Source organism: Hoeflea sp. AS16 (assembly GCF_038900095.1).
GTDB lineage: Bacteria > Pseudomonadota > Alphaproteobacteria > Rhizobiales > Rhizobiaceae > Hoeflea.
Genome location: NZ_JBBMQQ010000005.1, coordinates 18,227 through 41,259, shown reverse-complemented (window position 1 = coordinate 41,259; position 23,033 = coordinate 18,227). Strand labels below are relative to the sequence as shown.

Here is a 23,033-nt window from a genome sequence, read left to right as displayed (position 1 = left end):
TCATGTCCGGTGCGTGGCGCTGCAGATATTGCGAAGAAAAGAGAGTGGTACGATTGGGTGGGCTCGAACCACCGACCTCCGGATCCACAATCCGGCGCTCTAACCAACTGAGCTACAACCGCACGCCAGCTGACAGGGACCATGTCCGTGCCGCTTTGTTGCCCGCTCACATACTGGCAGCAGGTCTGTTTTGCAAGAGGTTTCGGGCCGGTTTTCGCAATTTCACCGGTTGAAAAATCACTCCGAAGCGGTCCAGGGCCGTAACGGCCTCAAGCCAGCCCAAAAGAAAAAGGCCGGACACAAGGGGCCGGCCTTTTCTCAATTCAGTGCATGAAGAATTCAGGCAGCCTTGATTTCGCTCATCGCCTTTTCGGCGACGGTCTTGACCGGCTTGGCCACTTCTTCGGCAACCTTCTTGGCTGCTTCCTGCATGACCTTGGCCTGGTCAGCCATCATTTCGGCCTGCTTGCGGAAGAAGCCGGTCTGCAGTTCGATCATCTGAGCGACCGACTTGACGCCCAGCAGGGCTTCCATGTGCGACAGCGAATGCTCGACGTTGCCGCGAGCGGCGTCGATTGCCTTGAGGCTCATCTCGACGGTTCCGGCCTGTGCGGTTTCGAGCGTCGATTCGATTGCCTTGGTAGCATCTTCTGCGACGGTCTTGGCCTTGGCGTAGGCTTCCTTGGTCTGGTTGACGGACTTGTCAGCCATTTCACGGTAGCTGTCGGTCATCTTGCTGACGTCGAAAGTCGGGAATTCAAACATTTCTGCGGATGTGGTGGTTTTCTTGGTCGCCATGTTACTTCTCCTTGAAGCATCAGAGGGACCGTTCATGGCCCCGTTTCGGTTTCGAGCATTGTATAGCACAGCTTATTGTGCAGTGCAACATATATTGTGCAACGCGCCATCCGTTAACCGTTTCGCGACAAATGAGGGCTGTTACGGCGCGGTTCGCTGGACCGCCGGGGGTGGCAAAGCTATTAATAAAACCTTAATTCCCCCTGACGAAGGGGATAATCAGGCCCAAACTGGAATACCACCCATGCCGGCACACCATTATCCGTTCATCGATCTTGCGGTTCACGCATCGGTCCGCGCCCATTTCGCCAAGGGCGATGCCGTTGCCGTTTTGAGCCGCGACCTTGACGAAGTGCTGTGGGCCAATGGCGCCGCGGCAGAGCTTTTCGGCTTCTCCAATATCTATGACGCCCTGGATGAAGGCCTGAGTGGCCAGTCCTCGACCCGGCGGCAGATCGAAAGCGCGGTCAGCGGTCTCGGGCGCACCGGCAAGCCGCAGATCTTCATGATGCGGGCCGCAAGCGGTTTTACCCGCACGACAACGCCGGCAATGCTCGAGGAGATTACCCTGCCCGACGGCGCCCAGGCGCTGCTGCTGACCAGCAGCCAGGCCGGCCGGGTGCTGGCTCCAGGCGCGCGGGCCCGCCAGATCATCGCCGGGTTCGAGGGAACCGGCACTCATGTCGCGGTTCTCGACAAGGACAGCAATGTGCTGGCCGCATCAAGCACGTTTGGAGAGCTTGGCCTCGCCAAGGCCGACATCGACCGGATGGTGGCGGATGTGACCGGCGCCGCTGACCGTCTGGTCAAACGGATGACGGACTCGCCGAATGGCGCAATGCCGACGGCAATCGGCAGGCTGGCCGATGATCCGGCGCTGCATCTTCTGTTTGCGGTCGAACCCGCCCCGGCGGACGAAGCGGCAGCTACCACCGATGCCGCCGGCGACTTCGGAGACGAAATTCAGCCGGATGCCACGGTTGCGCCGATGCAACCGGCATCAGCCGACGAAGCTGAAACGGCTTCCGCTGACGCACCAGACACACAAGCAGACATCGGCTCGACTGACGAAACCAGCCCAGAAAGCCCGCCGGAGAGCGGAACTGACAGCGCCGGCGAAGCCAGCCAGAAGCCGCCACGGCAGACATTCTTCGACACCAAGCGGATCCGCGACGAACTCAATGCACGCCTTGCCAAGGCGGAACGCGAGTCCGAGCTTCCGACCGCCTTTGAAGAGGCGCGCGGGCTCGAAGTGCCGCCGGTGACAGAGGACGCAGGTGACGACGCGGCAAGCGCCGAAGCGGATATAGCCTCTTGCGAAGACGAGAAGACTGTTGACCTGCAGCCGGAAGATTCCGGCCAGGATACAGCCTCCAGTGAAGAGGACGCATCCGGTCAGGATGATGTTTCCGGTTCGGAGGAGACAGTTTCAGCTGCGGATGAGACACCCATTGAGCCGGAGACGTCCCAGCCGGACGAGACGGCCGGTGAGGCCGATCAACCGAACACGGAAGCTGTTGAAGACGCCGACCACGCTGAAAAGGTGATCCCGGCTGAACCGCAATTCCGGTTCGATCCGAATGGCAAGCCGGCGCGGTTTGTCTGGAAGATCAACAAGGACGGCGAATTCAGCGAGGTCTCGCCCGAATTCGCAGCCGCTGTCGGCCCGCACTCGGCGGATATCATCGGCCGCAAGTTCCCCGACCTGGCGCGGGTGTTCAACCTTGATCCCGATCATGTCATCTCGGAACTGCTCAACCGCCGTGACACCTGGTCGGGCAAGACCGTGTTCTGGCCGATCCAGGGGACCGACATGGTCACACCTGTCGACCTGGCAGCCCTGCCGACCTACACCCGCGACCGGCATTTCGACGGGTTCCGGGGCTTCGGCATTGTCCGCATCGGCGAAGCCCGCCGTGACCCGGAAGCCCTGGGGCTGGCGCTGGTCCCGGGCAGCGTCTCGCAATCGGTTTCCGAAAAGCCTCTGAGCGAAGACCAGCCTGACGCCGACATCGAGGCAGCGGACCCGATTGCAGCGGACGCCGCCGGCACAGATGTTTCAGGCGTCGAGGATCAGGCCGATCTCGAAATGCGGGATCTCGAGCACGACATCGAAGATCTTTCCCGCATGGACGGCGTTCATTCCGCGGCGACGGACGATCAGAGCCGCATCGATGACGCCAACCAGGAAACGTCCGGTGAAAGCGCTGATGACGCGGCGAACACCCACGAGGACGATCCGTTCCGGGGCGAGCGTCCGGCAATCCGGCTGGTGGAAACACCGATGCGGCGCGACAGCGACAAGATCATCAGCCTGGAGGCGCACCGGCCGCGCACGGCGCGCGAGAGCCTTTCACCGGGTGAACAGGCCGCCTTCCGCGAAATCGGCGCCCGGCTGAACGAAACAACACCGCCACCGGCCGATGCATCGGCACAAACGCCGGAGACGAAAACCGAATCCCCAGTCCCGGCAGAGCCCGAGACGCCGCAACCTTTCGGCAAGCGGCAGGAACCGCCACGGACGGATGAGCAGTCCGGCACCAGCGAAATTGCGGCTGAGGACGATCAGGCGGAAATCGCTGCGGAACAGCCGGAGACCGGTGAGCAGGCCGCTGTGGAAACGGCTTCTGCCGAGGCAGACGATCATGAAGCGCGCGCCGCAGACGAACCTGCGGATACCGTCGAAACCGATGAAACCCCGGAAACCGTGGCGGCCTCCCCCGCACCGCTGCCATCGGCGTTTGCGCTTCCCGCACGGCAGGTGATGCCATCGGGAATGGATGCCGATATCATCGATGCGATCCCGGCCGCGCTGCTGGTCCATTCCGGCGACGAGCTGATCCACGGCAATGCCGAGTTCTTCGAACTGACCGGCTACGACTCCCTGGCCGACCTCGCTGATCAGGGCGGCCTTGATCACCTGCTTGAGCGCCCCTCCGACGACGAGGGTGCCGGCGACGGCGGTCTGTTCGTCCGGCGTGGCGATGGCGGCAGGCGCGAAGTCACCGCCCGGCTGCGCTCGGTCAACTGGGGCGACGGACAGGCCCTGTTGCTGGCCTTGTCACCCCGCGAAACCGCGACGACAGCTGCGGCTGCAGAACCGGATTTGCCACAGGATGAAACCGCCCAGGATCAGGACGCTGACACAGAAGAAGCCCCCGAGGCGAACATGCTGGCAATCGAGGCGCAGGAGCTGCGCTCGATCCTGGAGACCGCCACCGACGGCGTCGTCATCCTCAACAATGAGGGCACCATCCGCTCGATGAACGGCTCGGCCTGCGCGCTGTTCAACTATGACGAAGCCGAAACCCGAGACCAGCCCTTCGCCATGCTGTTTGCGCATGAAAGCCAGCGCGCGGTGATGGATTACGTCAGCGGGCTCGCCGATCACGGCGTCTCGAGCGTACTCAATGACGGCCGCGAAGTGATCGGACGCGAAGCCTCCGGCGGTTTCCTGCCGCTGTTCATGACCATCGGCCGGCTGTCGGGCTCGAACGGTTATTGCGCCGTGCTGCGCGACATCACCCAGTGGAAGCGCACCGAGGACGAATTGCGCACTGCCAAACGTGCCGCGGAAACGGCCAATTCGCACAAGTCCGATTTCCTTGCCCGGGTCAGCCATGAGATCCGCACGCCGCTCAACGCCATCATCGGGTTTTCCGAAATGATGGTGGAGGAACGGTTCGGCCCGATCGGCAGCCCGCGCTATCTCGAATACGCCCACGACATCGGCAATTCGGGCAAGCATGTGCTCGACATCGTCAACGACCTGCTCGACATCTCCAAGATCGAGGCGGGACAGGTCAGCATGGAGTTCGTGTCGGTCTCGCTCAACGACCACCTGGCCGAAAGCGTGTCGCTCTTGCAGCCGATGGCCAACAGCCAGCGGGTGATCATCCGCACCAGCCTGTCGGCGAGCGTGCCGGACGTGGTCGCCGACCAGCGCTCGATCAAGCAGATCGCGCTCAACCTTCTGTCCAATGCCATCCGCTACACGCCGTCGGGCGGGCAGATCGTGGTGTCGACCTCCTACGAACCGTCGGGCAATGTGGTCATCCGCATCCGCGACACCGGCATCGGCATGAACCGCAAGGAACTCGAGCAGGCGATGAAACCGTTCGGCCAGGTTGGCCCCGGTCCGCGCCAGCGCGGCGATGGCACAGGACTCGGCCTGCCTTTGACAAAGGCCATGGTCGAGGCCAACCGGGCCCAGTTCGACATCGTTTCGGCGCCGGGCGAAGGAACGCTGGTCTCGATCTCGTTCCCGCCACAGCGGGTGCTGGCCGATTGAAGGTTCCGAGCAACTGAAGCTGCCGGCTGGGTGTAGATGCTGGCCGGCGGAAACTGGTCAAAAAAACGGAGACCGCTGGGGTCCCCGTTGTAAATTCACATCAGTGCTAACCAACACCAAGAAGAGCTTAAGCTACCCAAGGTTGATGCGATTAATGCGCAAAAACACTTGCCGGGTCCTTGCCAGATTATTTAAGACTTTACTGATTGAGCCACCTTCACCGGGCGTGGTTAAATTTTAGGTAAGGTTTGATTAACCATAAAGCGCTGCGAATCTCCGGCGATCCAACCAAAATTCTGTTTTCCTGCTCAGGCCAGTTGATCATCGCTGCCGATTGCCGCCGGTCATAGCACCGGTTGACGATGCAACCCTGCTCGCATAACAGGGAATTACCGGGGGCGCCTAACGGCTGAGAAGTACCCTTTGAACCTGAACCAGATAATGCTGGCGGAGGGAGGGTAAAAGTCGCGGGTGTCGCGGTCTGCCTTTTTTCGCTGGCCGGAGAAGAGACCGTGAAAACCGACCAGATCCTTGCTGCCGTCCAGACTCAAAAACCGCTGGTGCATTGCATCACCAATTACGTGGCCATGAACATTGCCGCCAACGTGGTTCTGGCTGCAGGCGCCTCGCCTGCGATGGTGCATGCCGAAGCCGAAGTCGCCGATTTCGTGCCGATCAGCGGCGCACTGACAATCAACATCGGAACCCTGTCGCCTGGCTGGGTGTCGGCAATGCACAAGGCTGCGGATGCGGCCAACGCGTCGGGCAAGCCCTGGGTGCTGGACCCCGTCGCCCACTTTGCCACGCCCTACCGCGATGAGGTGGTGCGGGATCTGATTGCGCGGGGTCCGACGATCATCCGCGGCAACGCCTCGGAGATCATGGCGCTTCTCGGTGCGGCAACAGCGGGCAAGGGCGTCGACAGCGGCGACAGTGTGGCTGATGCCGAAGGTGCTGCGACTGCACTGGCCAAGGCGCACGACTGCGTTGTCGTGGTCACCGGCGAACAGGATTTCGTCACCGACGGCAACCGCGCAGCACGCGTATCCGGCGGTTCCGACATCATGCCGATGATCACGGCAATGGGCTGTTCGCTCACCGCCTTGATGGGGGCGTTCGCAGCCGTTTCCCCACCGTTTGAAGCTTCCGTGGCTGCGCTTGCCATGTTTGCCGAGGCCGGCACCCGGGCGGCACGGACAGCCAGCGGCCCGGGCAGTTTCCAGGTCGCGTTTCTCGACGCGCTGTCGCAGATCAAGCCCGAAGACCTTGCAAGCGATGCGAATGTCCAATGGCTCTGAGACGCGAGGCGCTGAAGCTCTATCTGGTTACTGACCCGGTGCTGTGTGCGGATCTGGGCGTGGTCGAGACCGTGCGCCGCGCTGTCGCGGGCGGCGTCAGCATGGTGCAATTGCGCGACAAGCAGGCCACCACGGCAGAGCGGGTCTCTTTGGCCCGGGCCCTGATGGACGTTCTCAAGGGCACCGGCGTTCCGCTGATTGTCAATGATGATCTGGAGGCCGCCGTTGCCTCGGGTGCCGACGGCGCACATATCGGCCAGAGTGACGGATCCCCGCACCGGGCTCGTGCCTTGCTCGGGTCTGATCGCATTTTGGGGCTATCCTGCGAGACAGCTGAAAAGGCGGCGGCCACCAAGGGCATGAACTTGGATTATCTCGGACTCGGACCGGTCTTTGCGACCGGCACCAAGGCCGATCACGAGCACCCCATCGGACTGGCGGGTCTGGCCGCCCTCGCCTCGGCTACAGACCTGCCGACGGTGGCGATCGGCGGACTGAAGGCAAGCCACGTGCATGATGTTCTGGCGGCGGGGACAGATGGTCTCTGCGTCGTTTCCGCCATTTGCGGCCAAGCCGATCCACAGGCTGCAGCGGCCGCATTTTACCCTCCACAGACGGGAGATGCGCAATGATCTGCAACGTTTTGTCGATTGCCGGGTCGGATCCCTCCGGCGGAGCGGGAATTCAGGCCGACATCAAGGCAATGTCGGCCAATGGTGCCTATGCGATGGCCGCCATAACCGCACTCACCGCGCAGAATACCCAAGGGGTCAGCGGCGTGCATCTTGTCCCCCCGGCCTTTGTCAGCGATCAGATTGCAGCCATTTTCGCCGATATTCGCGTGGACGCGATCAAGGTCGGCATGATTGCAAATGCCGGTATCGCGCAGGCGGTGGCTGATGCCCTGCGGCTGCACCCGGATGTGCCGGTTGTGCTGGACCCGGTCATGATTGCCAAAGGCGGCGCGCCCTTGCTGACTGACGATGCCATTGCCACAGTGCGGGACGCCCTGTTGCCGCTGGCCACGATCCTGACCCCAAACCTGCCGGAGGCCGCGCATCTGCTGGGGGCGCCGACCGCCACCACACGCAGCGACATGGTCGCGCAAGGCCATGCGCTGTGCGCGTTGGGACCAAAGGCGGTGCTGATGAAAGGTGGTCATCTTGAAGCTGCCGACAGCCCCGACTTTCTGGTGACAGACGCTGGCGAACACTGGTTCGAGGCGGCGCGCACAGCAACCAAGAACACCCACGGCACCGGCTGCACCCTGTCAGCAGCGCTCGCCGCACATATCGCCAAGGGCCTGTCCCTGCCCGAAGCCGTCCTTGCCGCCAAAGCCTATGTCGCCAAAGCCATTGCGGATGCCGACAAGCTCAGCGTCGGGACCGGTCATGGCCCCACCCATCATTTTGCAAATCTCTCCTTGTGAAGAAAGCAGACCCATGAAGCTGACATCTCTTATGACAACGGGCTTGCCGCTGCCCGCCTCCCCGCTGATGGCGCAGGTGACCATCCAATGACCGCGCCCGACTATGGCCGGGTCTTCCTGGCGCTGCGTGATGGTTGCCCGGATGAATGGCACGCCTATACGCATCACCCCTTTGTCGAAGGGCTCGGCGACGGCACCCTGCCCCACGCCTCGTTCCTGCATTACCTGGTCCAGGACTACGTTTTCCTTATCCATTTCGCCCGTGCATGGTCGCTGGGCGTGATCAAGGCCGAGACGCTGGATGAAATGAAGATGTGCGCCAGAACCGTGGACGCGCTGATCAATCGCGAGATGGGGCTGCACGTCAAAACCTGCGCTGCTGCAGGCATTGATGAGGCGGCATTGTTTGCGGCAAAGGAAGAAATCGCGAACCTTGCCTATACCCGCTACGTCATCGACGCGGGACTGCAAGGAGACTTTCTCGACTTGATCGCAGCCCTCGCACCGTGCTGTTTCGGCTATGGCGAAATCGGCCCCCGGCTTGCCGGAGCGGCCGCGCCGGAGACGCCTTATGCCGACTGGATCGCAACCTACTCGGATCCTGACTACCAGCAAGTGATGGTCTCGATCGGGCAAATGTTTGACGCCGCAGTGATCCACAGGCTTGGGCCGGACTTCCAAACCACACCACGATGGCCTCAGCTGCAAGCCCGCTTCACCATGGCAACCAGGCTCGAGGTCGGGTTTTGGGACATGGGACTGCGTGGTGCGTGAGCTGTGTCTCTTCGATCACTCTGCAAAGCGGGTCTTATGAAAAGGAACAGTCATCCGAATGGCCGGGTGACAGCATCAGAACATGCGCCGGCATCACGGGCCAGACAGGCTTCATGCAATATTTTCGCATGACGGACGGCAATTTCGTCCGTCCCCTGCATTTTCTCGTCGAGATCCATCGAAATTGCGCGGTTCGCGCATGCGTTATGGGGTATCACGGTGGGCATCGCGACAGGAGAAAACGCCTATGAGCAGCAAGATGCACTTCTATCAATCCGTAGCCCGCGCGGCCTGTGACCACGGGGTGGATACGATGTTCGGGCTGATGGGAGACGCAAACCTGTTCATGGTCGACAGTTTCGTGCGCGACTGCGGCGGGCGGTTTGTACCGGCTGCACATGAGGGCAGTTCGGTGCTGATGGCGCTGGCCTATTCCCATGTCGCGGGCAAAGTCGGGGTTGCAACCGTGACCCATGGCCCGGCGCTGACCAATTGCGTCACCGCGCTGACCGAAGGCGTCCGGGGTCATATCCCGATGGTCCTGCTGGCCGGCGATACTCCGGTGGCCAACCCTCGCCACTTGCAAGGCATCGACCAGCGTGAACTGGTCAAGGCGACGGGCGCCGGGTTCGAGCAGGTACGCGCGCCTGACACGGTCGGCAAGGATGTTGCCCGCGCCTTCTACCGGGCCCAGGTCGAACGCCGCCCTATCGTCTTGAACATGCCTGCCGACTTCATGTGGCAGGAGGTGGAGCATCAGGTCGAAGTGCTCAGCGTTTTCACCGCACCGGGCGGCGTGGCCGAAGGCGGCATTCTGGACGAGGCCATCGGCATGATCGCCTCGGCCCGGCGCCCGCTGATCCTGGCCGGTGGCGGCGCTGTCGCGGCGCGGGACCAGCTGATCCGGCTCGCCGACCGTCTCGAGGCGCCGCTTGCCACGACGCTGAAGGCCAAGGGGCTGTTCAACGGTCATCCCTACAACATCGACATTTTCGGCACGCTTTCCACGCCGGCCGCCTATGACCTGATCGCCCAGTCCGATTGCATTGTCTGTTTCGGCACCGGGCTGCATGATTTCACCACCGACCGCGGCAAGCTGATGAAGGGCAAGCGGATCGTGCAGGTGGATATCGAACCGACCGCCATCGGCGGCGGACTGCATCCCGACGCTGCCCTTCTGGCCGATGCGGGCCTGACCGCCGAGACCATTCTTTACTGGCTGGATCAGGCCGAGATCCCGGCGAGCGGCTTTACCAGCGAACTGGACATTGGCGTGCTTACCGCCCATCCCGCGGGGACGGGCAAGGCGGCGGATGGCTGCGTGAACTATGTTCATGCGCTGGAACGGCTTGAACAGGCGCTGCCGAAGGATCGTGTGCTGGTGACCGACGGCGGGCGGTTCATGACCGAAGTCTGGTGCCGCATCTCCGCCCCCGATCCGAAGAGCTTTGTCGTGACCGCCAATTTCGGCTCCATCGGGCTTGGCCTGCAGGAAGCCATTGGCGCGGGGCTGGCCGCTCCGGGGCGGCCGGTGGTGCTGTTTTCCGGTGATGGCGGCTTCATGATGGGCGGCATCAACGAGTTCAACACCGCCGTGCGGCTCGGGCTCGACCTGATCGTCATCGTCGCCAACGATTCTGCCTATGGCGCAGAGCATATCCAGTTTCTTGACCGGAAAATGGATCCGAGCCTGACCGAATTCCACTGGCCGTCTTTCGCCGGAATCGCCACTTCCCTTGGTGGACAAGGGATCGAAGTGCATTCTGAGGCGGAACTGGAAACCGCGCTTGCGGCGCTGGAAACCCGTGACCGCCCCGTGCTGATCGAGCTCCGGCTTGACCCGCATGACGTGCCACGCATGCGCATCTGAGGCGCGGTCACGCTTCGGAGACAGCGTCAAGGAGATAGGCACGAGGGGCCTTCGCCCAGCACACCGGGTTTGTGTGAGCCCCTCGGAATCCCGGCTCGTTGGCCTTGCTGCTAGCCCTTCAGTTCATCGAGACCCCTGAACAACTCCAGTGCTTCCGGGTTGGCCAGTGCCTCCTGGTTCTTGACCTCGCGGCCATGGACGATGTCGCGCACGGCGAGTTCGACGATCTTGCCGGACTTGGTGCGGGGGATATCGGTGACGGCGATGATTTTGGCCGGCACATGGCGGGGCGAGGCGCCGGTGCGGATCTTGGCACGGATCTTCGCCCGCAGCGCGTCGTCGAGCGTGACACCATCGGCAAGGCGGACAAACAGCACAACGCGGACATCGTCGTCCCAGTCCTGACCGATGCAGATGGCTTCCACCACCTCGTCCATCTGTTCGACCTGGTTGTAGATCTCGGCGGTGCCGATGCGTACACCGCCAGGGTTGAGCGTCGCATCCGAGCGGCCATGGATGATGATGCCGTGGTGCGAGGTCCATTCGGCGAAATCGCCATGGGTCCAGATGTTTTCAAAGCGGGAGAAATAGGCGGTGTGGTACTTCTCGTCGCCGGGATCGTTCCAGAACCCGATCGGCATGGCAGGGAACGGCTTGGTGCAGACCAGTTCGCCCTTTTCGCCGGTCACCGAGTTGCCGTTGTCATCCCAGACATCGACGGCCAGACCGAGGCCCGGCCCCTGGATCTCGCCGCGGTAGACCGGCAGCGCCGGATTGCCGAGCACGAAGCAGGAGACGATGTCGGTGCCGCCGGAAATAGAGGCCAGGTGCACATCCGGCTTGATGCCTTCATAGACAAACGTGAAGCCTTCCGGCGACAGCGGCGAACCGGTTGACGTCAGCAGCCGGAGCGATGAGAGGTCGTGGGTCTTGACCGGCAGCAATCCGCCCTTGCGAACGGCGTCGATGAACTTGGCCGAGGTTCCGAGCACGGCGAAGCGTTCGTCTGCGGCATAGTCGAAAATGACGTTGCCGTCGGGATAGAATGGAGAGCCGTCATAGAGGCAGAGCGTTGCGCCGACCGCCAGGCCGGAAGCCAGCCAGTTCCACATCATCCAGCCACAGGTGGTGAAGTAGAACAGCCGTTCGCCGGGCTCGAGCCCGCAATGCAGACGGTGCTCCTTGAGGTGTTGCAGCAGCGTGCCGCCGGCTGAGTGGACGATGCACTTGGGAACACCGGTGGTGCCTGAGGAAAACAGGATGTAGAGCGGATGCGCGAACGGCAGCGGCTCGAAGGTGACGGGTTTGGCCGGATATTCGGCGATGAAAGCGGCCAGCGTCACGGCTCCTGCCACGGCCCCGGCGACGGCTTCGCCATCGTCGAGCATCGGCACGATGACAGTCGCGTCCGGCTTGAGCGCGGCGGCGATTTCGACCAGCTTGGCCGTCACATCCTGGCGCTTGCCATTGTACCAGTAGCCGTCGCAGGAGATGAACAGCTTCGGCTCGATCTGGCCGAAGCGATCGAGCACGCCCTTGACGCCGAAGTCGGGCGAGCAGGACGACCAGATTGCACCGATCGAGGCACAGGCGAGCATGCAGGCGATGGTCTCGGGCATGTTCGGCATCATCGCGGCAATGCGGTCACCCTTGCCAACGCCATGGGCGCGGAAGGCCTGCTGCAGGCGCGAGACCAGGGCATGCAGTTCGTCCCAGCTCATCTGGCTTTGTGCCTTATCCTCGGCGCGGAACAGCATCGCGGGCTCGCTTCCGGTGCGGCTCAGAAGATTTTCGGCAAAATTCAGTTCCGCATCGGGGAAAAACCGTGCGCCGGGCATGGCGTCGCCGTTTTCGATGATGCGCTCGCCCTTCTTGCCGCGCACGCCGCAGAAATCCCAGATAGCAGACCAGAACCCCTCGCGGTCCGAAATCGACCACTCGTGCAGCACCAACGGATCAGTCAGCGTCTGCCCTGCCCGTTTGCCGGCGAATTCGGAGAATGCCATCCACGGGCTATTCTTCAAATCCTGCTCATTGGGGCGCCAAAGCGGTATGTCGGTCATGATGTGCTCCTGCCAGATAATGCGGGTCAGGTAGTAGCATTGGCCGTGGCCGATGCAAACAGAACTTCACGCCGCAGCTGGATACAAAGGCTCTCGGCGGCAGTCACCAATTGCATTCGCGTTCACCAAGCTTTAACCAGAACAAACAGCGCCGTTCGGGGCAAATGTCGGAGGGGTATCAGGATTGGGGTTCATCATCGCACAGTGGTCCTTGCGACGTGCGGCGATTTCGGGCGCGCTTTTCGTGCTCGTCTCGGTCCTGGCCGTGTTCGCAAGCCTGCCGCTGGCGGTCTCGAGCGGAGTGGTGCGTGACCGCCTCGAACGCGACATCAGCACCTGGGCAGGCCATCCGGTCTCACTTGGGGATGCGCCCTCGATCGATTTCTGGCCGACGCCGACAATCCAGCTCGACAATGTCGAAATCCTGCCGTCAACCGTTGCCGGCACCGACCCGATCATGCGCGCCGACAGCATCGTCGCCAATTTCAACCTGTTTTCGGCGGTGCTCGGCGCACCCAGTTTCTCCGAGTTCAAGCTGATCCGGCCGACCTTCAACGTCGAGCTCTACCCGGATGCCACCTCGAACTGGTCCTCGGCTTCGGGTGAACTGGCGCAAGGGGTTGCCGCCGCGGTGGCGCGGGATCTGGCAGCGCAATCGGGCGAAGAGGCGCCTGTATCGGCGGTCATCCCCGATTCGGCGGCGCTTGGCGCGGTCACGATCGAGGACGGCACCGTCAAGTGGATCCGCGACCCCGGCGCGGCGGCGGAAAAACTCACCGCGATCAACGGCACGCTGGCCTGGACCGCTCCGACGGCGGTTGCGCGCGCCAACATCACCGCGATCTTCCGCGGCGAGCAGGTGACGCTTGCCGGTTCGACATCAGCGCCCTTGCTGCTCTTGGGCGGCCGGTCAGCGCCTGTGGAAATCAAGGTGTCGTCGGCACCGCTCAATTTCGATTTTGCCGGAACGGCAAGCCTCGGGCAGGACTTCTTCCTGTCGGGTGCGCTCAAGCTTTCAAGCGTCTCGGTGCGGCGGGCGCTGGAATGGTCGGGCACAGACATCAAGCCAGGCGAAGCGCTCGGCGCGCTTGAATTGTCGGCAAAGATCACCGCCGAGCATACCAAGGCCAAGCTCGATGACCTGATCATCATGATCGACAAGAACCGCGGCATCGGCGTTCTCGACATGGCGCTGCGCGAAGACGCGCCGCCGTTGATTGCCGGCACGCTGGCCTTCAACTCGCTTGATATCGCCTCGTTCCTGCAGGCGTTCACACCGCTACCCAAGGCCGGCAAGGATATCGCCTCGACCATCGATACCCGTTTCCTGCGTGAACTCGGACTGGATCTGAGGCTGTCGGCGCAGTCGGCAAGTTTCGGGCCGGTGGTGCTCTCCAACCTGGCGGCCGCAGCCCGCGTCGAGCAGGGCCGCGCCAATTTCGACGTCGGCGACGCCACAGCCTATGGCGGCAGCCTGATCGGCCGTATCGGCATTTCCGAACAGGGCGTTGATGGCGGCGTCAAGGTGCAGCTTTCGGCGCGCAAAACCAATTTTGGCGGACTGTTCGATGCCATCGGGCTGACCGGCCCCTTGCCGCGCGGCACCGGATCACTCGATATCGAAGTCACCTCGCCCTACCCGTCCTGGGCAACCGCATTGTCGGACCTGACCGGCAAGATCGATCTTGCGGTGGATGCGGGCACGGTGCCGGGCCTCAACATTGCGAAGTTCCGCGAGTTGGCCAAGACCGAGCGCTTCTTTTATCTTGACCAACTGGGAGAAGGCACTGGCTTTGCCTTCACCTCGGCGCGGTTTCAGGCAACGATTGCCGGAGGCGAGGCCAATCTGACCACCGCCGAACTGATCGGACCGGAGCAGATGATCTCGCTTTCCGGCGTCATTCCCTACTCGCGCTCAAGCCTTGCGATTGCAGGTGTGCTGGCCCGACCGCCTGTTGCCGATGGCGAGGCAGCACCGGCCAATCCCGGTCCGGCGCCGCTGAGGTTTTTCATCGGCGGATCGTGGCCACGGCCGGTGATTTCCCCGGTGACGCCGTGAAACCGGGCAAGGATCACGCGCGCTTGCGAAAAGCTGCATATTTGGCGACAATCCGCCTTGCGCAAGGCTTCGGGTGTAGCAGGCTGTTGCGAGAGTGATATGGAGAACGGTCAGAGAATGCTGCGGTTGCTTTCGGCACTTGTCAAAATCGGATTGGCTTCGCTGATAACCGGCGCGGTTTTGTCAGCGCTCAATCTTTCCGCCGCCGAATTGCTGGCCGAGATCGGGCTGACGCCGGATCGGGTTTTCGGACTTCTGCAGGAGGGGGCCGCCTGGGCGATCCCCAACATCGTGCTCGGCTCGATGGTGATCGTGCCGATCTGGTTTGTCACCTACCTGCTGCGTCCACCAAAGAACTGACGCTCCTCCCAAACGGCTTGACCCCGGTCAGTGATTGGCCATGGCTGCCTGTTCATCGCGCAGACGCCTGACCTCGCGGCTCTTGTTGAGCAGCGATGCGATGATGACGCCGATCGCCACCGCGCCGATCAGCAATGTACAAACCGCGTTGATTTCGGGCGTCACGCCCAATCGCACCTGGGAGTAGATCTTCATCGGCAGCGTTGTTGCACCCGGGCCCGAGGTGAAGCTGGCGATCACCAGGTCATCGAGCGACAGGGTGAAGGCCAGCATCCAGCCGGAAATCACGGCCGGCAGGATCACCGGCAGGGTGATCTGCATGAAGGTTGTGACGGGACCGGCACCGAGATCCATCGCCGCCTCTTCGAGCGAACGGTCGAAACTCATCAGCCGCGACTGCACCACGACCGCGACAAAGCACATGGAGAAGGTGATGTGGGCCAGCGTCACGGTCCAGAAACCGCGGGAAAAATCCACCGCCACGAACAGCAGCAGCAGCGAAAGACCGGTGATAACTTCGGGCATGACCAGCGGTGCGAAGACCATGCCTGAAAACAGGATGCGCCCGTTGAAGCGGGTGTAACGGGTCAGGGCCAGGGCAGCCAGCGTGCCAAGCACGGTGGCAAACGACGCCGAGACCACCCCGACCCGGACTGTCACCCAGGCGGCATCCATCAGACCCTGGTTGTTGAACAGCTCGCCGTACCATTTGGTTGAAAAGCCGGCCCAGACCGTGACCAGCCGGGATTCGTTGAAGGAGTAGACCACCAGAATCACGATGGGCAGATAGAGGAAGGCAAAGCCGAAGACCACCGAGGCGATGTTGAAGCGGGACCAGGTTGTGTTCATGGGAAAATCCTCACCGTCCGCTTTCCTGGGATTTGGCCTGCGCCTGCTGGAAGAACATGATCGGGATCACAAGGATCAGCAGCAGCAGCACGGCGACCGCCGATGAGACCGGCCAGTCGCGGTTGTTGAAGAATTCACTCCACAGCGTCTTGCCGATCATCAGGGTGCGCGATCCGCCAAGCAGGTCGGGGATGACGAACTCGCCGACCGCGGGGATGAAGACCAGCAGGCAGCCGGCAACAATGCCGGGGACAGCCAGAGGAAAGGTGATCTTCCAGAAGGCCGAAATCGGCGGGCATCCAAGATCCTGCGCCGCCTCGATCAGCGTGTAGTCCATCTTCTCGAGCGCCGAATAGATCGGCAGCACCATGAACGGCAGGTAGGAATAGACAATGCCGATGTAGACGGCCGTGTCGGTGTTGAGGATGATCAGCGGCTCGTCGATCAGGCCGATGGCCATCAACAGCTGGTTGAGCAGGCCTTCGGGTTTGAGGATACCGATCCAGGCATAGACCCGGATCAGGAAGCTGGTCCAGAACGGCAGGATCACCAGCATCAAAAGCGTCGGCCGCAGCGAGGCCGGGGCACGCGCCATGCCGTAGGCCAGCGGGAAGCCGATCAGCAGGGTCAGCACCGTCGAGATGAAGGCGATGGTGATCGAGGAGATGTAGGCGTTGATGTAGAGCGAATCCTCGGTCAGCCAGAGATAGTTGGAAAAGCTGAACTGCCGGAAAGCATCGATGATGCCGGAAATGCCGTCGGCGAGGTCGATGGTTGGCGCGTAAGGCGGCATCGCCATCATCGGTTCGGAGAACGAGATCTTGAGCACGATGCCGAAGGGCACCAGGAAGAAAATGAACAGCCAGGTGTACGGAATGAGGATGACCATGCGGCGGGTGACGGCGGAGATGAATTTCATCGTATGGTCCTCACTTCCGGTCAAAAATCGCATACAGGACGAGAATTGCCATCACGATGGCAATGCCGAACATTATGATGCTGCCCATATGGTCATACACTTGCGGGGCAGCGAACAGGGTAGCCATGAAGCCGGCGGTCGACACGGAGACGTAGGCCGCAAGGTTTTGCTCGATCACCGGACGCGCCTGACCGAACAGTCCACGGGTTCTGCTCCAACTCAGTGAGTAGACCGAAATCGCCACATAGACGACATAGACGAGGGCAAGTTCGGCACGAAGCAGGACCAGCGTTGCGGCGGCTGCGAGTGTCATGCCGATCGCGACCATGCGATTGGCCTTGAACACCTGAAGCTGATCATTCTGGCCGGGCTGCTCTGTGCGGTTCATGTCCATCCTCAATTGCCCAGAACGACGCCGCCGTCTGCATTGAAGCAGACCCAGATCTCTTCGTCATAACCGATTGGGTCTTCAACCGTGCGGACCGCGTTGAGCAAGGACGCCTTGACGACCTCCCCGCTCTTGAGCTTGACGTGGAACACCGTCATGTCGCCAAGATAGCCAATGTCCCAGACTTCGCCAGAGGCGGCATTGATCCCACCTTCGGGCCTGGTCCGGGAGATCCGGAGTTTTTCCGGGCGAATGGCAAAACTGACTTTCTGTCCCGGCTTCACCGCTTGCGTGGATTCGGATCGAATGATCATGCCGTCCGGGGTTTCAATGTCGACAACGCTGCCGTTTGATGCGGTGACTTCACCGCGAAACAGGTTGATATCGCCAATGAAGCTGGCGACAAATTCGGAGTTCGGTGCTTCATAGGTTTCCGCCGGCGTGCCGATCTGGACGATGCGTCCGACATCCATCACCGCGATCCGGTCGGCCATGGTCATGGCCTCTTCCTGGTCATGGGTGACGACCACGAAGGTCAAGCCGAGATCCTGCTGCAGGTCCATCAGTTCGAACTGGGTTTCCTCGCGCAGCTTCTTGTCGAGCGCACCGAGCGGTTCATCGAGCAAAAGCACTTTGGGGCGCTTGGCAATGGAGCGGGCAAGGGCGACACGCTGGCGCTGGCCGCCCGAAAGTTGATGCGGCTTGCGCTTGCCGAACTGGTCGAGCTTGACCAGCTTGAGCATGTTGTTGACGCGGTCCTCGATCTCGGATTTCGCCATGCCGTCCTGCTTGAGGCCGAAGGCGATGTTCTTCTCGACGCTCATGTGCGGAAACAGCGCGTAGGACTGGAACATCATGTTGACCGGGCGCTTGTAGGGCGGAACGCCGGCGAGGTTCTCGCCATCAAGCAGGATCTGCCCGTTTGTCGGATCCTCAAAGCCGGCCAGCATGCGCAAAAGCGTTGACTTGCCGCAGCCCGAGCCGCCGAGAAGCGCGAAAAATTCCTTCTGGAAGATATGCAGCGTCAGGTCTTTGACGGCGACGAAATCGCCGAATTTCTTGGTGATGTTTTCGAACGCGATGTAGGGGCGCTGGTCCGGATCATTCCAGGGTTCGAAGCTGCGCCTGATGCTGCCCAGAGATTTCATGACCAATTGTCCCCGTGATCAGTTCCTGTAAAAACCCCCGGCCAATCTTCCGGCCGGGGGTTGAGGCAAGCCTTACTGACCGGTGACGACCTTGGTCCAGGTCCGGGTCATCAGCCGCTGGGTGCGCTGATTCTTGGGCGACGTGCTGTAGAGCCGGCCAATGGTTTCCTCATCGGGATAGATGGCGGCATCGCCAATCACGTCCTCGTTGAGGAACGGCTTGGAAGCGACATTGCCGTTGGCATAGTAGACGTAGTTCGACGCCTTTGCCGCGACTTCCGGCTTCATGATGTAGTTGAGGAACTCGTGTGCCTCCTCGACATGGGGGGCATCGCCGGGGATCGCCATGTTGTCGAACCACATCAGCGCGCCTTCCTTGGGGATGACGTATTCGATGGTCACACCCTGATCGGCTTCCGCGGCACGGTCACGCGCCTGAAGCACATCACCCGACCAGCCGACAGCCAGGCAGATGTCGCCATTGGCAAGAGCGTTGATGTATTCCGACGAATGGAACTTCTTCACGCTCGGACGTACCGAGAGCAGCAGATCCTCGGCCTTGGCCAGATCCTCGGGCGTGTTGGAATCGGGATCGAGACCAAGATAGTTCAGCGCCGCGGGCAGCAACTCGTCGGCGGTATCGAGCATGTAGACACCGCAATCGGCCAGCTTGCCGATGGTGTCGGGATCAAAGACCAGGCTCCAGGAATTGAGCGGCATGTCGCCGAGCCGTTCCTTGACCTTGTCGACATTGATGCCGAGGCCGGTGGTGCCCCACATGTAATTGATCGCATATTCATTGCCCGGATCGTATTTTTCCAGGCGCGACATGATGGCCGGATCCATGTTGGCGAGGTTCGGCAGCTTGGACTTGTCCAGCTTCTGGAACACGCCGGCAGTGATCTGGCGGGCCAGGAAGGTACCTGTCGGCACGACGATATCGTAGCCGGTGGAGCCTGCAAGCAGCTTGGTTTCCAGCACCTCGTTGGAATCAAACACGTCGTAGACGACCTTGATGCCGGTTTCCTTGGTGAAGTCCTCGAGAATGGACTCATCAATATAGTCCGACCAGTTGTAGACGTTGACGACGCGTTCCTGGGCGGTTGCAAGCACGGTCGATGCGGCAAGCATGACGGCAGCGGAGATTAGGCGGGTTTTCAGGGTCATTCCTGTTCCTCTCGTTTTCTGATCTTGCCACCCGTCAATCGGCCAGGCCGCTGCGGGGACGTCCACGTCCCGGCCTTGGGCGGCAGGGTGCGGCGGATGATCCAACATTAGGCGGAATCTCAGGTTGCACAAGAGGTTTTCAGTTCATTTCCCGAGGTCCCCCCGACCGGATGCTGCGCCGCACTCCAGTCACGGCATCATGCGACGCCTGCCCGCTCGAATGCTGGCGGTTTCAGCTGATTTTACTGAAAATCAAAGGCGGAAATTCCCGTTACCATCTCATCCAGCCCCAGCGGACGGGTGATCGGCGGCTCGGCGCGGGCCAGGCAGCCGGCACGCTCGCACAGCCTGCAGGCCGGGCCGACGGGAATGGACACCGGTTCCGGGGTCTTGCCGCCAGTCATCGGCAATGCACCGCCATAGACGATCTCGTCGCGGAAGCCGATGTCGCAGCCGAGCAGGATGGCGGTGCGGCGGGGCCGCTCGGAGAAAGCCCCCTGCGGCCCTTCCAGCGTGCGCGATATGGTTAGGAACTCGGCACCGCCGGGCAGTTCAACCGCTTCGACAAGCACCTGAGCGGGCTGCGAGAAGGCCGCATGGATCGACAGTTTTGGGCAATTGCCGCCGAAACGCTGCTGCGGAAAGCCTTGCGCGCCGGCACGGCGGAAGCGGTGGCCGGCGACATCGACCTCGAGCATGAAGAACGGTACGCCCTCCAAGCTGGGCCGGCACAGGGTGGTGAGCCGGTTGGCGGCCTGTTCGAAGGAAACGCCGAAGCGCGACTTGAGCACATCGATATCGTAGCGCGCACGCTGAGCGGCGGCGTGAAACGCCTGGTAAGGCATCATCAAGGCATGCGCCGCGTAGCGGGCAAGCTCAAAGCGGGCGATGCGGCGGGCCTCGTCGCTCGAGAGCCTGAGCTCGTTGATCCCGGCGGCGATGGCGACATTCATGCGGATCAGCGACGCTTCCATCGCCACCTCACGCAGCTGATCGAAGGGCGAAAGCCGCTCGGAGAGGAACAGGCGCTGGGAATGGCGGTCGTAACGGCGGCGCCAGTTGGGCATGGTGGCGACCGGCAGCGAACGGACGACGACACCGTGCTCGGTCTTGAGCCAGGCCTTGAGCGCGCCCATCAGGTCATCGCCGGGCTTGATCAGCTGGTGAAAGGCTTCCGCCTCTTCCTCCAGCGCCGGGTGATGATTGGGACGGGTTTCCAGCACCTCGCGGACTTCATCCATCGGCAGCCGCGCGCCGGAAAGCGCCGGGCTGTGACCTTCGCGGGCCAGCATGGCCGAGAGATCCGAAAGGCGCTCGGCCTGTTCGCGGTAGGCGCGATGCAGCTTGAGTATCGCGGCGCTGGCATTGGGGGCGGCTTCGGCGATCTCGACGACTTCCTGATCGCCGGGCAGTTCGCCGGTCAGCAGCGGATCGGCGAAAACCTCCTTGAGGCTCGCCAGCGTGGTGCCGCCGCCCTCGCCCTGCAGCTCCTCGACGTCGACCTTGTAGACGGCAGACAGCTTGAGGATCAGCTGCACGGTCAGGGGCCGCTGGTTGCGCTCGATCAGGTTGAGATAGGACGGCGAAATGCCCAGCGCCTCCGCCATCGCCGTCTGGGTCAGGCCCTTGGCGTTGCGGATTCGGCGTATGCGGGGTCCGGCGAATATTTTCTGGTCAGCCATTTGTCGATCTTTACAGGTTTTGACAGGATTTCGGTGCGACCCGAAGATCTTCGCCTTTTACAATTGTGACAAATTTACAGATCGAAATTGTAAAAGACAAGACAGCGTGACTTCAATTTCCGACCGAAAACGTGGATTTATCTCGCTTAGTGTGCGGCGCAATGTAAATTCAGTCACATCGAAGGCGACCGAAGAGCTCCCAAGCTGGTCCGCCCGAACCTGACACTTGCAGACCGGAGAGACATCATGACTGATTTTTACAACCTCGTTCCCACCGCTCCCGAAGGCCGCTATGACGGCATCGAGCGGCCTTACAGCCCGGAAGACGTTCAGAAGCTGCGCGGCTCGGTCAACATCAAGCATTCGCTCGCTGAAATGGGCGCCAACCGGTTGTGGAAGCTGATCCACGAGGAAGACTTCGTCAATTCGCTGGGCGCCATGACCGGCAACCAGGCGATGCAGCAGGTTCGCGCCGGACTGAAGGCAATCTACCTTTCCGGCTGGCAGGTTGCGGCCGATTCCAATACCGCGTCGCAGATGTATCCCGACCAGTCGCTGTATCCTGCCAACGCGGCACCGGAGCTGGCCAAGCGGATCAACCGCACGCTGCAGCGCGCCGACCAGATCGAGACCGCTGAAGGCAACGGCCTGTCGGTCGACACCTGGTTCGCGCCGATCGTTGCCGATGCGGAAGCCGGTTTCGGCGGCCCGCTCAACGCCTTCGAAATCATGAAGGCCTTCATCGAAGCCGGCGTTGCAGGCGTTCACTATGAAGACCAGCTGGCATCGGAAAAGAAGTGCGGCCATCTCGGCGGCAAGGTTCTGATCCCGACCGCGGCGCATATCCGCAACCTCAACGCAGCCCGGCTTGCCGCCGACGTGATGGGTACGCCGACGCTGGTGATCGCCCGCACCGATGCGGAAGCCGCCAAGCTTTTGACATCGGACATTGACGAGCGCGACCGCCCGTTTGTCGATTATGATGCCGGCCGCACCGTCGAAGGTTTCTACAACATCAAGAACGGCCTCGAATCCTGCATTGCACGTGCGGTTGCCTATGCACCGCATTGCGACCTGATCTGGTGCGAGACCTCTAAGCCGGATCTCGAGCAGGCCCGCAAGTTCGCCGAGGGCGTGCACAAGCACTACCCGGGCAAGCTGCTCGCCTACAACTGCTCGCCGTCGTTCAACTGGAAGAAGCATCTCGACGATGCGACCATTGCCAAGTTCCAGCGTGAACTGGGTGCGATGGGCTACAAGTTCCAGTTCATCACGCTGGCCGGTTTCCACCAGCTCAACCACGGCATGTTCGAGCTCGCCCGTGGCTACAAGGATCGCCAGATGGCGGCCTATTCCGAGCTGCAGGAAGCGGAATTCGCGTCCGAGGCCAATGGCTACACCGCGACCAAGCACCAGCGCGAAGTCGGCACCGGCTACTTCGATGCCGTGTCGATGGCAATCACCGGCGGCAAGTCCTCGACCACCGCAATGGGTGAATCGACAGAATCGGCCCAGTTCAAGCCGGCCGCTGAATAACCAAGACACTCCCCTCACCCGCCCATATTCACCGGGCGGGTGGGGGACCCCAACAGACGACCCGATCACAAACCCCGATAGAGGAGAAATGCAAATGGCACCCCAGACCCGAGTCAAGGAACGCGCGGAAGAGCAGTCTTCGGCAATGGACTCAGACCAGCAGGCAGCAATCCGGATGCTGGCCAATGACCTGCACCGTCTCAACCATTCGGTCATGAAGGCCGTGGACGCAGGCGTCTCGGTGGAGCTGGTCCGCTCCGCCCGTCACCATGGCGGCGAGGGCAACTGGGGCGATTTGCTGATCCCGGTGATCGTCACACAGGGCAAGTAACCCGATCCATATTTCCGGACCGGAAAAACCAGGTCCAACCAGTTCCGGGGTCCCTGTTCCCGGATTTGCCT

18 protein-coding genes, 1 tRNA gene and 1 riboswitch are annotated in these 23,033 nt (G+C 61.8%); of the genes, 10 read left to right on the top strand and 9 right to left on the bottom strand.

All coding sequences use genetic code 11. The features are described 5' to 3' along the window. Positions 1–45: 45 nt before the first annotated feature. Together WNY80_RS14150 and WNY80_RS14145 are read right to left on the bottom strand one after the other, a co-directional pair. Positions 46–122, bottom strand: a tRNA-His gene (locus tag WNY80_RS14150). Positions 123–339: 217 nt separating this feature from the next. Then, a complete protein-coding gene (locus WNY80_RS14145) occupies positions 340–798 on the bottom strand; it encodes a phasin (protein ID WP_342888041.1) in 459 nt (152 codons plus the stop codon). 244 nt (positions 799–1,042) lie between these two features. Between WNY80_RS14145 and WNY80_RS14140 the strand changes: the two genes are divergently transcribed. The 6 genes from WNY80_RS14140 (at position 1,043) to WNY80_RS14115 (ending at position 10,460) form a co-directional block, all read left to right on the top strand. Further along, complete coding sequence (locus WNY80_RS14140) at positions 1,043–5,089, top strand: ATP-binding protein (protein ID WP_342888040.1); 4,047 nt, start codon at positions 1,043–1,045, stop codon at positions 5,087–5,089. A gap of 384 nt (positions 5,090–5,473) precedes the next feature. Next, positions 5,474–5,563, top strand: a riboswitch (TPP riboswitch). 38 nt (positions 5,564–5,601) lie between these two features. Then, on the top strand, positions 5,602–6,387 hold the full coding sequence (gene thiM, locus WNY80_RS14135; protein WP_342888039.1) for a hydroxyethylthiazole kinase: 786 nt from the start codon (positions 5,602–5,604) through the stop codon (positions 6,385–6,387). Continuing rightward, positions 6,384–7,019, top strand: coding sequence for a thiamine phosphate synthase (gene thiE, locus WNY80_RS14130; RefSeq protein ID WP_342888220.1), 636 nt, complete (start codon positions 6,384–6,386; stop codon positions 7,017–7,019). The genes thiM and thiE overlap by 4 nt, the downstream gene beginning before the upstream one ends. Continuing rightward, positions 7,016–7,816, top strand: a complete 801-nt coding sequence (thiD, locus tag WNY80_RS14125) for a bifunctional hydroxymethylpyrimidine kinase/phosphomethylpyrimidine kinase (RefSeq protein WP_342888038.1) — start codon at positions 7,016–7,018, stop codon at positions 7,814–7,816. The genes thiE and thiD overlap by 4 nt, the downstream gene beginning before the upstream one ends. An 87-nt stretch (positions 7,817–7,903) precedes the next feature. Further along, entirely contained in the window at positions 7,904–8,590 is a 687-nt protein-coding gene (gene tenA / locus WNY80_RS14120; RefSeq protein ID WP_342888037.1) for a thiaminase II, read from the top strand. Positions 8,591–8,837: 247 nt separating this feature from the next. Then, complete coding sequence (locus WNY80_RS14115) at positions 8,838–10,460, top strand: thiamine pyrophosphate-binding protein (RefSeq protein ID WP_342888036.1); 1,623 nt, start codon at positions 8,838–8,840, stop codon at positions 10,458–10,460. A 110-nt stretch (positions 10,461–10,570) separates the two neighbouring features. On the opposite strand, the gene WNY80_RS14110 is transcribed toward WNY80_RS14115, so the two are convergent. Then, entirely contained in the window at positions 10,571–12,526 is a 1,956-nt protein-coding gene (locus WNY80_RS14110; protein WP_342888219.1) for an acetoacetate--CoA ligase, read from the bottom strand. A 181-nt stretch (positions 12,527–12,707) separates the two neighbouring features. Here WNY80_RS14110 and WNY80_RS14105 point away from each other — a divergent pair, with 181 nt between their 5' ends. Both WNY80_RS14105 and WNY80_RS14100 read left to right on the top strand, forming a co-directional pair. After that, positions 12,708–14,582: an AsmA-like C-terminal region-containing protein gene (locus WNY80_RS14105; protein WP_342888035.1), complete on the top strand. Its 1,875-nt coding sequence runs from the start codon at positions 12,708–12,710 to the stop codon at positions 14,580–14,582. A gap of 117 nt (positions 14,583–14,699) precedes the next feature. Further along, positions 14,700–14,942, top strand: a complete 243-nt coding sequence (locus tag WNY80_RS14100) for a DUF6460 domain-containing protein (protein WP_342888034.1) — start codon at positions 14,700–14,702, stop codon at positions 14,940–14,942. A 27-nt stretch (positions 14,943–14,969) separates the two neighbouring features. Here the strand turns inward: WNY80_RS14100 and WNY80_RS14095 are convergent, their stop codons facing one another. The 6 genes from WNY80_RS14095 to WNY80_RS14070 form a co-directional block, all read right to left on the bottom strand. Continuing rightward, entirely contained in the window at positions 14,970–15,791 is an 822-nt protein-coding gene (locus WNY80_RS14095) for an ABC transporter permease (protein WP_342888033.1), read from the bottom strand. A 10-nt stretch (positions 15,792–15,801) separates the two neighbouring features. Then, entirely contained in the window at positions 15,802–16,710 is a 909-nt protein-coding gene (locus WNY80_RS14090) for an ABC transporter permease subunit (protein WP_342888032.1), read from the bottom strand. 10 nt (positions 16,711–16,720) lie between these two features. Further along, positions 16,721–17,098 carry a hypothetical protein gene (locus WNY80_RS14085; protein ID WP_342888031.1) on the bottom strand — a complete coding sequence of 126 codons (378 nt, stop codon included), beginning with the start codon at positions 17,096–17,098 and terminating at the stop codon, positions 16,721–16,723. Positions 17,099–17,106: 8 nt separating this feature from the next. Further along, entirely contained in the window at positions 17,107–18,246 is a 1,140-nt protein-coding gene (locus WNY80_RS14080; protein ID WP_342888030.1) for an ABC transporter ATP-binding protein, read from the bottom strand. 72 nt (positions 18,247–18,318) lie between these two features. Beyond that, positions 18,319–19,413, bottom strand: a complete 1,095-nt coding sequence (locus WNY80_RS14075) for a polyamine ABC transporter substrate-binding protein (protein WP_342888029.1) — start codon at positions 19,411–19,413, stop codon at positions 18,319–18,321. A 242-nt stretch (positions 19,414–19,655) separates the two neighbouring features. Then, positions 19,656–21,095, bottom strand: a complete 1,440-nt coding sequence (locus tag WNY80_RS14070) for an XRE family transcriptional regulator (RefSeq protein WP_342888028.1) — start codon at positions 21,093–21,095, stop codon at positions 19,656–19,658. Positions 21,096–21,341: 246 nt separating this feature from the next. On the opposite strand from WNY80_RS14070, the gene aceA reads away from it, so the two are divergent. Both aceA and WNY80_RS14060 read left to right on the top strand, forming a co-directional pair. Further along, the gene (aceA, locus tag WNY80_RS14065) at positions 21,342–22,631 is read left to right on the top strand and encodes an isocitrate lyase (RefSeq protein ID WP_342888027.1); all 1,290 of its coding nucleotides are present in this window, start codon (positions 21,342–21,344) and stop codon (positions 22,629–22,631) included. A 94-nt stretch (positions 22,632–22,725) separates the two neighbouring features. Next, complete coding sequence (locus WNY80_RS14060; protein WP_342888026.1) at positions 22,726–22,962, top strand: hypothetical protein; 237 nt, start codon at positions 22,726–22,728, stop codon at positions 22,960–22,962. Positions 22,963–23,033: the final 71 nt, after the last annotated feature.